The following is a 13990-nucleotide window of genomic DNA, read 5'->3' as shown; positions in this document are numbered from 1 at the left end:
CGTGTTGCGACCGCATCCCCGTATCGCCGGTTTTCTCGGGCGAGCGCTCAGTCATGAGTTTCTGGCAGTGCAGCAGTACCTCGTGCAGTCCCGTCTGTGTCGACTCTGGGGCTGGCAGGACTGGGCCGAGAGCTTCGCCCGGGAATCTCGGGAGGAGTTGGAGCACGCGGGCCTGCTTAGCGATCAGCTGTTGCGCATGGGCATTGCGCCCAGTGCCGGCACCTTGCGGCCGTCGCGGCCGGGCAGGGATCTGCGGGAGATGCTCGAACAGGACGTGGCGATCGAGTGGTCGGCAGTAGAGCTTTACGCCGAGGCCCTCGATTTCAGTCAGCGAATGCGCGATGCACCCACTGCTTCGCTGTTCGCGCAGCTGCTGGAAGACGAAAAGGGGCATCTAATGCATCTGCAGGAAACCATCAGCTCTCTCGGGACCCATCATGGGCACTGAGACCTCCGCCGGTTGTCCCGATGGCTGGGAGGAGCGCGGCAAGCCGCTGTCCTGGACTCGACGTTTCAGTTTCCCGGATTATGCGGCTACCCGCAGCTTTCTGGATCGGCTAACGGAACTGTCCGAAGAGTTCGACTACTATCCAAACCTGAATTTTGCGCGCGATTATGTCGTGGTTGCCGTGCAATTTGATGGTGATCAGATTGACGCCCGGCTCGCGGGATATGCGCATGCCGCACAAGCGGCATACGCTGCGGCGGAATAGGGTATGGCGACGTTGCGTATCGCTCTGTTCAACGCCAAGGGCGGTTGCGGTAAGACGACCCTGGCGTGGAACCTGGCATCCGGGCTTGCGCAGCGCGCTAGTACCTTGCTGTTGGACGCAGACCCCCAAGGGAGTCTCCAACGTTGGGCAGATTGGAGCGAAGAAGATGGCAATGGTATGACGGTTGCCGGTCGGGAGGCGCTGAAAAGCTCGGGAATCGGTTCAGCACAGTACTGTGTCATCGATTGTCCTCCTGCCTTGGAGGCAGTGGAAACGCGAAAGGCTCTGGATCTTGCTGACGTCGTGCTGCTACCGGTCCTCCCTTCGCCTCTCGACCTTTGGGCGAGTCAGCGCAGTGTCGAAGCCATTGAAGAAATTCGAAAGAAGAATCCGAAGCTGCGCGCGGCACTTGTGCTGAATCAGGTCGAGGGGCGGAGCGCGCTGTCGCGGGCGGCCGAACATGCCATAGTAACTTTGGGATTGCCGGTTTTTCGCGGGCAGATCGCGAGAAGAGCGATCTATCGCAACGCTGCAGTCGAGGGCAAAAGCGTTTACCAGATGGGGAAACGAGCTGATGCTGCGGTTGCGGAAATTGAGGTACTGATCGAGGAGGTTCTCAAATGACTAGCCAGTTGGAAAACAAGCTCAATGCGAGCATGCAGAGTCCACGTCGGCGCAGTACCAGCAAGGCTGATACTCTGGTGCAAAGCAAGGCGCCAGAGTCTTCAAGCGGTAGCGTGAAGAAGGCTCCTCCGAGCAGTGAATCCAAAGCAGAATCTGTTGCGGATCTCAATGCTGGCGGCGGACGCGAGTTGAATCCACAGCGTATCTGGCCGGACTGAATCCGCCAGGCAACAGCGCGCTATAAACCAGCGACGACGACCGGGGGCCGAGGCCCCCCTTTACCGGAGGGCGAGCTGAGCAGCTTCTTATGGCAATCCTGCTGACCGACTATCCCGATATCCTCGAAGAACTGGGTCCCGACGCATCGGCAGTTCTCGAAGCGAACTGGCACGAGGCCGCGCGGATCTTTACCCAGCGCGGTCTGGAAGCCTATCTGGAGGGTGCGCGCAGCCTCAAATCCTTGGGGCGCGGGACGGAGCTCGTGCTCAGTTTCATTGAGGCCGGTCCGCATGTGGCACGGGAAATTGGCGAGCAGGCGGTTTTCGAAATGCTGTCCACCGCCATCCGCATGTTCTCCAAGACCAGCTCCGAGGTCTTGGTCCTGTTTTTTTCGACTGCCCCCATTGTCGCCCAGCGTCTGGGAGAGATCGACCTTTTCCGCGGCTATCTCCTGCTTCTCGATCAATTGCTGGCGCAGGCCCCGCGAGGCGTGCGCCCTATGTTGGGTAAAATCGAGGTGCTCCTCGAACAGATGACCCTGGGTGGGCTGCGGCGCTGGGCCAACTGGGGCATTTCCGCCTACCGCAACGATTTTTCGGCGCAGGCGGAGTTTTTTGGCCTGGAAACCCCACAGGCCCTTGCCGTGTTGCAGCAGGAGCACCGTGGCATCCTTTTTGTGGACGTGCAGCGACGCCTGAATATGTACCTACGCGCTTTGTGGGGAAGGGATTTCTTTCTGCGTCCGACCTCCGGCGATTACGAAAGCCGCACGGGTTATCAGCCTTACATCGAGGACTATTTCATTTTTGTTCCCGATGCGTACGACGATGCGGTAATCGCGGACGACGACAAGGTGCCTGCTCTGGAGGTCTATCGGGCAGCGGTCGCCCATGCCGCGGCGCATGTCGTTGAGTCGCAGTTCGATACCCGTCTGGAACTCGCTACCCCGCTGAAAAAGCTCTGGATTGGAGTTTTGGAAGACGCTCGGGTGGAGACCCTGGAGGGCCGGCGCTTCCCGGGACTTCTGCCCCTCTGGCGGCGCCTCGGGCAAACCGAGGCGGTGCGGCAAAAAAAGGCCGACGCGCGGCTTGGCGAACTTGCCGAACGGGCTGCCTATGCACTCATCGAGCCCGATTATCAGGACGAGCATCCGTTGGTGGCGCGTGTCCGGAGTCTGTTTCCGCGGCTCCTGGACGAGCAGGAAGATCGGTATGGCGTTCTTCTCTCTGCCGCCGAGGAGCTTGCCGAACTCAGCAAGGAGCTGGGCCTGGAGTTTTCCGCGCAAAAGGATCAGCCGTCCAGCCCCTACCGTGACGACAACCGCTATCTGTGGACCCCGCCCGCGAGCGCAGTCGATATCCTTAACGGTAGCCAGCCCCAGGTACGCAAGTATGTAAATCTGATGGAGATGATCAACACTCTCGATGTGGAGTATGCTGGTGATGACGCCCAGGAGATCTGGATTCTCGCCACCGAGCTCTATGACGACGACGGCAAGACCTTCAACGAGAAGGAGGGGAAGGAGCCGGTCGCGCAGCCGGTGAGCTATTCCGAGTGGGATTACCAGACACAGCTGGAACGCCCGATGTGGACTACGGTCTACGAGAAGCGCCCGAAAATGGGAGACCCAGCGGAAATCGAGGCTCTGTTGGAGCAGCACAAGCCTTTGGTGCAGAAGATCGGCAAGATGATCGAGGCCATCCAGCCGCAAGGTGTGGTGCGTACGCGCAAGGTGGAAGATGGCGATGACATCGACATCAATGCGGCGATTCTGGCGATGACCGATATCCGCATGGGACAGCAGCCCGATCCGCGCATCGGCATTCGTACCCGGCTGCACATTCGTGACCTATCGGTGACCCTGCTCATCGACCTTTCGGAATCGACCAACGACAAGCTGCGCTCGCGCAGCGAGGGAGATGTCACGGTGTTGCAGCTGGCGCGCGAGGCTGCCGTATTGCTCGCCGGCGCTCTCGACCGGATTGGCGATCCCTTTATGCTGTGCGGCTTTGACTCCAACGGTCGCCACGACGTCGAATTTTACACCTTCAAATCCTTCGCTGCGCCTTATGACGAGAAGGTGAAAGGACGCCTGGCCGGCATGACCGGCAAACTCTCCACGCGCATGGGTGCGGCATTGCGCCACACCGGGCATCTGATGGAGCAGTATCCGAGCCAGAAAAAGTTGCTGATCCTGCTCACCGACGGCGAGCCGGCAGACAATGACGTGCGTGATCCGCAGTATCTGCGTTTCGATAGCAAACGGGCGGTGGAGGAACTGGCGCGCAAGGGAATCCGCACATTCTGCCTGTCTCTCGATCCCTACGCCGACGAGTATGTCAGCCGTATCTTTGGCCAGCGCAACTACTTGGTGCTGGATCATGTCGATAGTCTTCCGCTGAAATTGCCGCAGCTCTATGTATCGATGACCAAGTCCTAACGGGAAATCTTTTGGTAACACTGGCAGGGAATCCTACCTCGCGGGATCTGGTGGATTCCCCTGTGCCTCGGCAACAAGGAGTTTTTGATGGACACCCTAGCGATTGTGATTCCTTTCGTGCCCGTCCTGTCGGCAGCGATCATTTTTCTGTTCTTGCGTAACCGCAAGGGAACAGCTGCGCGCCTCAGCGTGCTGGCCACTTTGCTGACCTTCCTGCTGTCGCTGTCTTTATTGGGTGACTACATCACCTCGCAGGTGGCGAGGGTGGAATGGATCGGACAGATCTGGGGGAGCATCTGGCTGGATCCCCTGGCCTTGATCATGTGGACCTTCGTATCGGGAATCAGTCTCCTAGTACATATGTATTCGGTCCGCTATATGGTCGAGGAGCCGAATTATCCGCGCTTCTTTGCCCTGCTCGATCTGATGACGGCAACCATCTTTTTCATGGTCTCCGCAGCGGATTTGATTACCCTGTTGGTGGCCTGGTTTTTGGTGGGGGTGTTTCTCTATTTTCTGCTCGGACACGACACCGATCGTTCGGCATCCGGGCGCTATGCCTTCTGGACGCAGATTACCTATCGCTTTGGTGATCTACCTCTCTGGCTGGCGGCGTTCATTCTGTTCAAGGCCTATCATAGCCTGTCCTTGCCGGTCATCTTCGCGCAGGTGGCGGCCGCGCCGAATGCCGTGCAGCTCTGGGGCATGCCTGTCCCGGCCTGGGTCGGCATCCTTATCGCCATCTCCGCCTTTGCCCGCTCGGCGCAGTTCCTGCTGCATGGCTGGCTACCCTACACCATGGACGGCCCGACACCCGTCTCGGCGCTGATGCACGCCGGCATCGTCAATGCCGGCGGTTTCCTCTTCAACCGCTTTGCGCCGATCTTTGAGTATACCAGTCTGGCCCTGCACATCGCCTTTGTGGTGGGACTGATCACCGCGGTCTTGGGATCGGCGTTGATGCTGATTCAAAACGATATCAAGCGCTCCCTAGGTTATTCGACCATGGGCCAGATGGGTTTCATGGTGATGGAGTGTGGTCTGGGTGCATTCCCGCTGGCAGTATTCCACCTCATCGCCCACGGTTTTTTCAAGGCGTCGCTCTTTCTGGGAGCGGGCAACGCCATTGGTGAGGCCCGCGCCGCGGACGGCGTACCCCCAGACCCCGTCTATGTCTCGGTGGTGGAGCGTCGGCCCAATAAACCCTCCCGTCTACCATTGATTACCGCCGCGGCACTCACCATTCTCGTACCAGTGCTGGTGCTGAGTCTGTCGCACTTCTTTGTGGCCTCGCACCTGTTCTTCGAGCAGGGGGTCATCATTCTGCTGTTCTTCGCTTGGGTTACTGGCGCGCAGGCGCTATTTGCCACGCACAAGATGACCCACAGCAATCCCTGGCAGGTCATGGGTGGGATACTGGGCTCTTTCGTGCTCGTGGTGATTGGCTATACCTTGATCAGTCACTACTTTGGGAACTTCCTCTATCCGGAGCACGGGGCCAGTAAGCGGCTCTTTGCCTCGGCAAGTATCGGAGTGCTTTCGTATGATGTCTTGGTCATCATCTTGGCCCTGCTCTTTGTTGGCGGCTGGGCGCTGACTTTCTTTGCCGACGCCCGCGATTGGGGACAACATCTCAGCGAAAAATGGCATGGTACCTATGTGGCACTGTATGCGCTCCTGACCCGCGAACTCTATCTGAATGACTTTTTTGTGCGCATGACACAGGTGCTGTTTGCTGCATCCCGTCGTCTCAACGTCTGGTTCCGCTGGAGTTAAGCCCATGGAATGGATCGTTCTTCTGATTAGCGCAGTTCTGCTCCCCATTTTTCCGCTGAGTTTGATTTTCAATCGCTTGGTGGCGACGGCACCGGGACCCTGGGGTAGGGCATTGGCGCTTCTGGTCTTGCCACAATTGGGGATTCTGTTGCTGTACCACACCGGGCCCTTCTTGCCCTTGCCCGTACTCGGGCAACGGATCTGGTTGATGATGGTACTCTTCACCGCGGTTTTTTATGCCTTTCGCGCCGTGAGTGCACGGGAAATCAGCGTCTGGTCGCGTCTTAGTGCGAGTTCCGGATTGACGCTGACTTGGTTGCTGGTGGCCAGTGGTAGCCCGGTGCATCTGACGCAACTGTTCGTCCTGGCTTGGTCCGTGCCGGCGGCCTTGCTCATGATCTGGGCGGGTCTGCTGAGTCAGCGGATGGGCGGTGCCTATCTGGGGTTGCGTGGCGGACTCGCCACGGAACTGCCGCGTCTTAGTGGACTGATCACCGTTACTGCGTTGGCTCTGGTGGCGACGCCGGTATTCCCCGGGTTTTTTGCAATGTTGCAGGTATTTCACTTGCTCAGTTTGTCTTGGTTGTGGCCTTTGTTGCTGCTCTTGATGATCTGGGGATGGTCGATCGGTAAATTCCTGCAGGATCTGCTCTTTGGTATTTACCAGGGGGAGCCGCTGACGGATATCGGGGGCACGGTGACCAGTGTGGGTGCCGGAGTGCTGTTCCTTTTCGCATTGTTTGGACTCGTCTGGAGTGGCCTATGGATAGGAAACTGACCCTGGGCGATCGCCTCAAGGTGCGCTCAATGATCTACGTTGCGGGCGAGCCGATCCCGCGTTTCTGGCCCATGCGTACCTTCATCCATCACAATCCGCTCTTTGGTCTGGAGCATCTGCCTTTTCCGGATGCGGTGGAGGAGGGTAGCCGCCTGTTCCACGGTCGCGGATACCTACCCCGCTCGCATTATCAGGGATATCGAGCCGAAGGCAAGGTGGATGACGCCGCCTTGCGGCGCTATCTGCAGGGTTTTCTGCGCGAGCAATCTGTCGATCTTCCTGGCATCGATTTCGAGGCCTGGTTGTGGACGATCATGACGGAATGCCGCTCCGAACGTCTGGTCCAGGCCAGTGACTGGTTGGATGGGGAGGTCTTGGCCGCTGCCTTGCAGGGACGGCCGGCCCCCGAGCTCGACGAAACGGTGCTTCTGGAGCGTTTGCGGACCGTGTTAGGACGCAAGATTGCCAGTGATGGCCCCCTGTATGACAACATCGACCGCCTTTTCGGAACGAAAATTGGCGATACCCTGGATGAGTTGCTGGTAAAAAGCTGCCTGGATTTTTTTGACGAAGGACAGTCTGCATGGCAGGCCCCGAGTCGGGAGAAAGGCTTTTTTGCCTCCTGGAAGGATGTTGCCCAGCACAATCTGCGCTTCACCCTGCTTGGGTTGCACCTGCGTGAGCTGTTGGCATCCAGTGAGAGTCCCGAGAGTACCATTGCGCACATTTTGCATTTATTGAAGATACCGGAAGACCATTGGCAAAAATACATTACCCGCCAACTCACTCGCTTGCATGGCTGGGCGGGTTTCATTCGCTTTCGCAGCACGGCGAAGCATTATTACTGGGCCCAGCAATATCCCGCAGATCTGACGGATTACCTTGCGGTACGCATGGTGCTGGGTCTGTCTTTGGTGCAAGAGGCTGTCCGTCATTACGGTTGTCCGGGAGATGCAGAAGCTCTGCAGCAATTTGTGCACGACGATCCGCATGGCGCGTATCTGCGCAGTGAGCTCCATGTCGGGACGATCTTGCCGGCCTGGGCGCAGCGCGTGGATGATGCGCTCGCGCGTCGTTCTCGGAGCGGCTATGCGACTCTGGCCAAAGAATACATTCAGGCCAAACGGACGCACGAGGCAGAGCGCAAAACTCGCGTCTTACGCGCTTTGGCGGGGCGGGTGGGAAGCGGTGCCCTATCCGCATTGCAGTCCCTGGCCCCGGAACAGGTAGCTGAATTCGTGAATGTGCTGCGCCGTTGGGAGCGAGCGGAAGGGTTTGCCTGGCTGCGCGCCATGGAGTCGCATTACATCACGGATTTGGTGCGGAAGGTGCGCCTGCCGGAAGACCATCCGAAAAAACGTCCCTTTGCCCAGGCGTTTTTCTGTATCGACGTGCGCTCGGAGCCGATCCGCCGCCATCTGGAGGCGCTGGGTGATTATCAAACCTTTGGTATTGCCGGCTTCTTTGGTGTGCCCATTGGCTTCCTGGAATATGGCAAGGGCAGCGAGGTGCATCTGTGCCCAGCGGTACAGACCCCCAAAAACCTCATCGTCGAAATCCCGGCGGAACTGGAGCTGGAAGAGGAGCCACTCTATGGAGCGCTTGAACACGTGCTGCACGATATCAAATCCTCGGTTTTATCGCCTTTTGTGGCCGTGGAGGCCGTCGGCCTGATCTTCAGTCTGGGCTTGATCGGCAAAACCGTGGCCCCGGTGTTCTATCACGAAACGCACGGGCATCTACATGCCGCTAAACCCGTCACACGTCTGCTGGTCGACAAGCTTAATGCTGAGCAGGCTGGTTCCATCATCCGTGCGGTGCAACGGGCCATGATCGTGCGCGCCCTGCAGCGGGAGCTGGGGATGCACCGCGAACACGTAACCGACGATGAAATCCGTGAACTCCGGGAAATTGCCCTGGGCAATCTGAGTGGGAAAAGTGCGTTGGCGAATCGCCTCGCTTTGACTCCGGAGGCAGAAGCCGAGTTTATCGACAAACTCCGCAGCGTGTACCGCGTAGATCGATATGAGACAAGCCTGCAGATGGAACGGATCGCTCGCCTCGGATTCAGTCTGGACGAGCAGGTGCATTACGTGTCGAACGCCTTGTTGTCCACCGGATTGAGCCAAAATTTTTCCCGCTTTGTGCTGATGGTGGGGCATGAAAGCCAGACGCAGAACAATCCCTACGAGTCAGCGCTGGACTGTGGTGCCTGTGGTGGTGGCCGGGGACTACCCAATGCTCGGGTTATATGTACCATGGCCAACAAGCCCGAAGTGCGTCGACGCCTCTTAGAGAAAGGCATTGCCATACCGGAAGATACTTGGTTTCTACCCGCCGTTCATAACACGACTACGGATGAAATCACCTTGCATGATCTCGACCTCCTCCCGGCGCGCCACCTACTCTATCTCGAGCGCTTGCAAAATGGCCTGACTGCGGCAACCCGGCGCACGGCTGCGGAGCGTATGCCCACCTTGGGTGCTAGTCAGGCTCTGGCTGCTGAGCCCATCGCGGCAGCGGCCCTGGCGCGCCGCCATGCCCATGATTGGTCGCAGGTGCGCCCCGAGTGGGGCCTTTCCCGCAACCTCTATGGCATCATTGGTGCTCGTCACCTGACCGAAGGGGTGGACCTGCAGGGGCGATCCTTCCTGCAATCCTATGACTATCGCTTGGACCCGAAAGGCCGCTTCCTGGAAAACATCCTCTCGGCGCCAGTGGTGGTGGGCGAGTGGATCAATCTGGAGCATTACTTTTCGACGACGGACGTGCATCACTACGGCAGCGGCAGCAAGGCGTATCACAACGTTGCCGGTCGTTTCGGGGTAATGACCGGAAATCAGAGCGATCTGCGCACCGGCTTGCCCATTCAGTCGATGTATCGGGAGGGTAAACCCTACCACGAGCCGGTTCGCCTCATTGCTTTGGTCGAGGCGCCCGCGGGCTTCGTCCTCGCTGCCGTGGGCCGTCTGCCCAAGGTGAAGGCGCTGATCATGGGCGGCTGGCTGCGGGTCATCGTCATCGATCCCGAGGACGATTACCGTTGTCTGGTGCTGGAAGAAGGCGAATTTCAGGTGCACCCGGAATCGGGTAGACAATATCGGCAGAGCTTATTGGAGGCTAGTGCATGAACACCCTCAATCTTCATCCATTGAAAAAGATCGAGATCATTCTCGAAGGCGCACACCGCGATTTTGCCACCGATCTCCTCGACCGCGCGGGGGTCAAGGGCTATAGCATCGTCGGTAATCTTTCGGGCAAAGGCAGCCATGGCATCTACGAGGGCCATTTGATGTTCAACGAAGATGATGTTTTGATCATGATCATCGTTGCCGTGCCTGAAGACTTGCTCGCGCCGATTCTGGAGGGCTTTACGCCCTTCTTTGAAAGACATCAGGGGGTGATGTTCGTATCCGACATTCAGGTGAGCCGCTTGGTGAAGTTCAAGAATTGAGAAGGAGATGTTCGTGAGTATGGATCAAGAGCAGTATCAAATTACCGAAGAGCCTTACTACAAGGAGGTCCATGACGAGATCTCCCTCTTCGAGGCGGCTTACGCAGCGCGTTTGCCGATGATGGTAAAAGGGCCGACGGGGTGCGGCAAATCGCGATTTATCGAGTATATGGCCTGGCGTCTGCAGCGGCCGCTGATCAGCGTCGCCTGTAACGAAGACATGACGGCCTCGGACCTGGTGGGGCGCTTTCTCCTCGACAAGGACGGCACCAAGTGGCAGGACGGGCCCTTGACCACCGCCGCGCGTATGGGCGCCATCTGCTATCTGGATGAAGTGGTAGAGGCACGGCAGGACACCACGGTGGTGATTCATCCCCTCACTGACCATCGCCGCACCTTGCCCCTCGACAAGAAGGGCGAACTACTGCACGCTCATCCCGATTTCCTGCTGGTGATTTCCTACAATCCTGGCTATCAGTCGTCGATGAAAGACCTGAAGCAGTCCACCAAGCAGCGCTTCGGTGCCCTCGATTTTTCCTATCCCGACCGCGATCTGGAAATCGAGATCGTGGCGCACGAATCGGGGGTCTCCACAGAGATGGCCGGCAAGCTGGTATCGATTGCAGAGCGCTCGCGCAATCTCAAGGGCCACGGCCTGGATGAAGGGCTGTCAACGCGTATGCTGATTTACGCAGGTTCTTTGATTGAGAAGGGCATTGAGCCGCTGGCTGCCTGCAGTGTGGCGTTGGTCCGTCCGATCACCGATGACCCTGATATGCGTGATGCCCTCGACGCAGCGGTGACGACCTTCTTCTGAAATGGACCTTGGGCGGATGGTGCCACGCTGCTGGGACCACCCCCTCCCCATAGGGTGGTGCCAGACTCAGCGGCGGTGCTGCCGCAGCCACTCCTGACTTTTGACCAGAAGCCGGTGAATGGAAAGCTCGCGGTTGTAGCTATGCACTTCGTGTAGCGGCACCCAGCGTAACTCATGGGACTCGCTGTTGCCGATTAAGGGCAAACGATCGTCGATTTCCATCAAAAAGCGGATATCGAGATGCCGATGTTCCGGCTCTTCGCGCCGCGCCGGGATGCGGTGAATGTCGATGTCGAAAATCTGCCTGGAAAGGAAATGTATCTCTTCGGTGGGAAGGCCAGTTTCCTCGCTGCACTCTTTGAGAGCGACCCGCAGGACATTTTCATCTCCATCGCTATGGCCGCCGGGCTGAAACCAGCGTCCCAGCTTGCGGTGCAACATCAATAACGTATGATCCCCTGCGGGATTGAGTACCCAGCAGGACGCGGTGATGTGTAGGCCCGGTCCATTGCGCAGAAAACAGTCCACTTCGCTGGCCAGGAGGGCGCAACCCTGGCGCGCATACGCCGCCTCTTCGGGGTAGCGCGAGCGGTAGTGACATAAGGCGTGCTGCAGTTCCTTCCGATCCATCCCAATCAGCTCCAAGAGGGATTCTGGACAGCATGGACCGCCGCTGCTGCCGCCTCGTCGACGTCGGCCTCGCGGCCAGCAATGGTTAGACGACCGTAGGCGCCGACCGCACGGACATCGATGAGGGTGATGTTGGCTGCTTTTTCCGCCTGATTGGCGGCGTAGATCACATAGCCTGCAGGTTCGGTTTCCAGAATGAACATGCTCTGTTCGGGTAGAATCATCGACCCGCGGCGATTCTGGCGATTGATGAGCACGGTATGGTCCGGCATCATGCCGCGGATGATCTCGTTCCAGGTGACGCGGCAGACCGCACGGTCACTCTGTTGCGCGCCCATGCGCTGCAGTACCACGCGCCCCGCCTCGCGGACATCGCTCTGATCGCGATGGTGTACCACCATGGTACCAAATTCGCGCTCCACCACCTGCTGCGAGAGATGCACTCGGGTCGCCTTGAGAGCGATGTCGGTCAGACGATGCACTGCCATGCCTGGCGATACCTCGATCCACAACGCCGCGTCCCCAGGCACCGGTAAGAAGCCCTGGGAGACCGAGGCCATGTACGCGGCAAGCTGGGGTTGCAGAGAATCGATGTAAACGTAGGTGCGAAGCTGGATCATGAAAAGGACTTTGACATATCTTCCTAAGTATAAGCGAAACATGCTTCTATTTATAGCCGCTTGTATGTACCGCTTTTGCCCCTGTAGTTATCCCCAGAGGCTTCCGCGCCAACCGACGCGCAAGATGCCGACCAAAGCGTTGGGTAGGGTATTGCCCGGCGCATTGGCGCCGGGATTGATCACGTATTGCAGGTCGGGCTGGATATAGAAATTGTGAAAGACCGGCTGATACCAATTGACCTCCACTGAGGTTTCCGCGCCAGCTTGCCGCTGCCAGGCGCGGGCAAAGCCCAGGCTCAGGGTGCTCTTGGGTGAGGCGGGCAGGAAATCTCGCAACCGCAATCCTGCTCCCACGTAGGCGTTGATGGGAGAGGTACTCGCGGAATTGGGCGCAGCACCGGCCTGCACGAAGGCGCCCCAGTCCTCGCTATTACCGCTCTTCCAACGGTACTCGGCCGTGCCGTAAAAGCCTCCCTGACTGGGTGCAGGGCCAATGGCAATCGCGTTACGCAAGTAGTCGCTGCTGACGTGGTTGTAATATCCACCGGCCTTGAGGGCCAACTTGTCGGACGCCAGTGCCAGATTTTCGTCGATCTCGCCGTAATAGATCTGCCCTTCTCCCCCCCAGGGCGCGCGCAGATCGGTGTAGCCGTCGGCATTGAAGACCCCAGCCTGCAGGGTGGTCTCCTCCACCGTATAGGCAGCCATGACTCCCAGACTCGAATAGGGATAGGTGGGTGTGTAGGGAATGTTGCCTGAAATGACGGGATAGATGCCGAAAGAAGCGTTGAACAACTCCGCAGCGACTCCGGTATCATTAAAGTAGTCGTTGGGATTGATTAGACCCACACGAAATGTGAAAGGCCCCAGATTTTGGCGGTAATAGGCCTTGTAGAGACGAGCGACGTGCGCGGTAGGTGTGGTCAGGTTGGACACTGACTGTACATCGCCGACGTAGCGATCGGGATCGCCGCTGTTCGCCACCAGTCCTTCTACCAGAAACAAACCTCCCTGCCACCAGCCAGCCTTGTCAGTATGCAGGGCCAATGCTCCCTTCCACAGGAAGGTGCCGGCGCTACCGCGGGCCTGACCGCCTCTGAGATTGGCAACTCCCTCCAGGTCCACGTGATTGACCAGGGAAAGACCATTCCACCAGTGGATGTGCTGCTCTTCGGGAATGGAGCGGGAGAGGGGAGCCGCTTGTGCCAGGCTACCGGCGGTCAGGCAGAGAGTAGTTGTAAGGAAAAGTATTGGCGGTTTCTTTGCGATGCCGGTAGTCGGGAAAACGCGTGGTAGCGCGATCAATTGGCGGGGATTTGGCATAGAGAGGCTTTCACTGAGGCTATGCAACCTAGTTGCATAATTATCTCGTGAAAGCCCCTGAAACGTCAATTCATATACTGTCGCGATTTGCCCGCTGCTCTTCTGCTATGCTGCATTGAGCTCAGCCGATCTGGATGGAGCAGGGTATGGCAGAAGAAATAATCATAGTGTTCTGTTCGCTGCCGGAAGAGGCAGATGCCGTGCGGCTCGCCGGGATCCTGGTGGAGGAGAAACTTGCGGCCTGTGTTCAGGTCTTGGCGCCCATGCAATCGGTATTTTTCTGGGAGGGGCAGGTGCAAGTCGCGGCCGAAAGGCTGTTGCTTTGTAAGACGCTCGCGAGCCACTACTCCGTTCTGGAGCGGCGCCTGTTAGAGTTGCACCCTTACGAAGTCCCGGAAATTCTTGCACTGCCCGTGACTACGGCGCTGGCCTCCTATCGTGGCTGGATGGATGACGTGCTGCGTGGATGAGTACGGTCTGAGTCTTGCTAGGGATAAGGGGTGACATAGCCTTCATCAAACTGGGGAGCGGTGCATGAGAGTTGGGGAATCAAGCGGATGGCATAGATCCTGGTGGGAGCATCGAGATCGTCTGAG

The 13990-nt window shown here is 58.2% G+C and carries 14 protein-coding genes; 11 read left to right on the top strand and 3 right to left on the bottom strand.

Annotated features, from left to right (window positions below; genetic code table 11):
- The first annotated feature begins 1 nt into the window (after position 1).
- The 10 genes from AC2VNM_RS08210 to AC2VNM_RS08165 all read left to right on the top strand — a co-directional run bounded on the left by AC2VNM_RS08210 (position 2) and on the right by AC2VNM_RS08165 (position 10821).
- Entirely contained in the window at positions 2 to 448 is a 447-nt protein-coding gene (locus AC2VNM_RS08210; RefSeq protein ID WP_483165768.1) for a ferritin-like domain-containing protein, read from the top strand.
- Entirely contained in the window at positions 438 to 713 is a 276-nt protein-coding gene (locus tag AC2VNM_RS08205) for a hypothetical protein (RefSeq protein WP_483189502.1), read from the top strand. The genes AC2VNM_RS08210 and AC2VNM_RS08205 overlap by 11 nt, the downstream gene beginning before the upstream one ends.
- 3 nt (positions 714 to 716) lie before the next feature.
- Positions 717 to 1337, top strand: a complete 621-nt coding sequence (gene parA, locus AC2VNM_RS08200) for a ParA family partition ATPase (protein ID WP_483165766.1) — start codon at positions 717 to 719, stop codon at positions 1335 to 1337.
- Complete coding sequence (locus AC2VNM_RS08195; protein WP_483165765.1) at positions 1334 to 1555, top strand: hypothetical protein; 222 nt, start codon at positions 1334 to 1336, stop codon at positions 1553 to 1555. Before parA ends, AC2VNM_RS08195 begins: the two co-directional genes overlap by 4 nt.
- An 89-nt stretch (positions 1556 to 1644) precedes the next feature.
- Positions 1645 to 3996 (top strand): nitric oxide reductase activation protein NorD, encoded by a 2352-nt coding sequence (locus tag AC2VNM_RS08190; protein ID WP_483189503.1) that lies wholly within the window; start codon positions 1645 to 1647, stop codon positions 3994 to 3996.
- An 87-nt stretch (positions 3997 to 4083) separates the two neighbouring features.
- Positions 4084 to 5772, top strand: coding sequence for an NADH-quinone oxidoreductase subunit 5 family protein (locus tag AC2VNM_RS08185; RefSeq protein ID WP_483189504.1), 1689 nt, complete (start codon positions 4084 to 4086; stop codon positions 5770 to 5772).
- A gap of 4 nt (positions 5773 to 5776) precedes the next feature.
- Positions 5777 to 6550: a hypothetical protein gene (locus AC2VNM_RS08180; protein WP_483165762.1), complete on the top strand. Its 774-nt coding sequence runs from the start codon at positions 5777 to 5779 to the stop codon at positions 6548 to 6550.
- Complete coding sequence (locus AC2VNM_RS08175) at positions 6535 to 9681, top strand: DUF2309 domain-containing protein (RefSeq protein WP_486913125.1); 3147 nt, start codon at positions 6535 to 6537, stop codon at positions 9679 to 9681. The genes AC2VNM_RS08180 and AC2VNM_RS08175 overlap by 16 nt, the downstream gene beginning before the upstream one ends.
- Positions 9678 to 10004, top strand: coding sequence for a P-II family nitrogen regulator (locus tag AC2VNM_RS08170; RefSeq protein ID WP_483165760.1), 327 nt, complete (start codon positions 9678 to 9680; stop codon positions 10002 to 10004). Before AC2VNM_RS08175 ends, AC2VNM_RS08170 begins: the two co-directional genes overlap by 4 nt.
- Positions 10005 to 10023: 19 nt before the next feature.
- Positions 10024 to 10821, top strand: coding sequence for a CbbQ/NirQ/NorQ domain-containing protein (locus tag AC2VNM_RS08165; RefSeq protein WP_483165838.1), 798 nt, complete (start codon positions 10024 to 10026; stop codon positions 10819 to 10821).
- A 66-nt stretch (positions 10822 to 10887) separates the two neighbouring features.
- Here AC2VNM_RS08165 and AC2VNM_RS08160 read toward each other — a convergent pair whose 3' ends face one another.
- The 3 genes from AC2VNM_RS08160 to AC2VNM_RS08150 all read right to left on the bottom strand — a co-directional run bounded on the left by AC2VNM_RS08160 (position 10888) and on the right by AC2VNM_RS08150 (position 13394).
- Positions 10888 to 11451: an NUDIX hydrolase gene (locus AC2VNM_RS08160; protein WP_483165759.1), complete on the bottom strand. Its 564-nt coding sequence runs from the start codon at positions 11449 to 11451 to the stop codon at positions 10888 to 10890.
- Between the two features lie 5 nt (positions 11452 to 11456).
- The gene (locus tag AC2VNM_RS08155; protein ID WP_215871711.1) at positions 11457 to 12071 is read right to left on the bottom strand and encodes a BMC domain-containing protein; all 615 of its coding nucleotides are present in this window, start codon (positions 12069 to 12071) and stop codon (positions 11457 to 11459) included.
- 87 nt (positions 12072 to 12158) lie between these two features.
- Entirely contained in the window at positions 12159 to 13394 is a 1236-nt protein-coding gene (locus AC2VNM_RS08150) for a carbohydrate porin (RefSeq protein ID WP_486913124.1), read from the bottom strand.
- 146 nt (positions 13395 to 13540) lie between these two features.
- Between AC2VNM_RS08150 and cutA the strand changes: the two genes are divergently transcribed.
- The gene (gene cutA, locus AC2VNM_RS08145; RefSeq protein ID WP_483189506.1) at positions 13541 to 13864 is read left to right on the top strand and encodes a divalent-cation tolerance protein CutA; all 324 of its coding nucleotides are present in this window, start codon (positions 13541 to 13543) and stop codon (positions 13862 to 13864) included.
- The last annotated feature ends 126 nt before the right edge of the window (positions 13865 to 13990 follow it).

It is taken from the genome of Acidithiobacillus sp. TH-A67 (genome assembly GCF_057473545.1).
The sequence above is the reverse complement of the archived record's forward strand: the minus strand, read 5'-3'. Positions and strand labels throughout refer to the sequence as shown.

Coding starts and splice junctions, on each gene's coding strand:
- AC2VNM_RS08195 (WP_483165765.1), top strand. CDS start 1,334: ATGACTAGCCAGTTGGAAAACAAGCTCAATGCGAGCATGCAGAGTCCA.
- AC2VNM_RS08190 (WP_483189503.1), top strand. CDS start 1,645: ATGGCAATCCTGCTGACCGACTATCCCGATATCCTCGAAGAACTGGGT.
- AC2VNM_RS08170 (WP_483165760.1), top strand. CDS start 9,678: ATGAACACCCTCAATCTTCATCCATTGAAAAAGATCGAGATCATTCTC.
- AC2VNM_RS08155 (WP_215871711.1), bottom strand. CDS start 12,071: ATGATCCAGCTTCGCACCTACGTTTACATCGATTCTCTGCAACCCCAG.
- AC2VNM_RS08180 (WP_483165762.1), top strand. CDS start 5,777: ATGGAATGGATCGTTCTTCTGATTAGCGCAGTTCTGCTCCCCATTTTT.
- cutA (WP_483189506.1), top strand. CDS start 13,541: ATGGCAGAAGAAATAATCATAGTGTTCTGTTCGCTGCCGGAAGAGGCA.
- AC2VNM_RS08205 (WP_483189502.1), top strand. CDS start 438: ATGGGCACTGAGACCTCCGCCGGTTGTCCCGATGGCTGGGAGGAGCGC.
- AC2VNM_RS08185 (WP_483189504.1), top strand. CDS start 4,084: ATGGACACCCTAGCGATTGTGATTCCTTTCGTGCCCGTCCTGTCGGCA.
- AC2VNM_RS08165 (WP_483165838.1), top strand. CDS start 10,024: ATGGATCAAGAGCAGTATCAAATTACCGAAGAGCCTTACTACAAGGAG.
- parA (WP_483165766.1), top strand. CDS start 717: ATGGCGACGTTGCGTATCGCTCTGTTCAACGCCAAGGGCGGTTGCGGT.
- AC2VNM_RS08160 (WP_483165759.1), bottom strand. CDS start 11,451: ATGGATCGGAAGGAACTGCAGCACGCCTTATGTCACTACCGCTCGCGC.
- AC2VNM_RS08175 (WP_486913125.1), top strand. CDS start 6,535: ATGGATAGGAAACTGACCCTGGGCGATCGCCTCAAGGTGCGCTCAATG.
- AC2VNM_RS08150 (WP_486913124.1), bottom strand. CDS start 13,394: ATGCCAAATCCCCGCCAATTGATCGCGCTACCACGCGTTTTCCCGACT.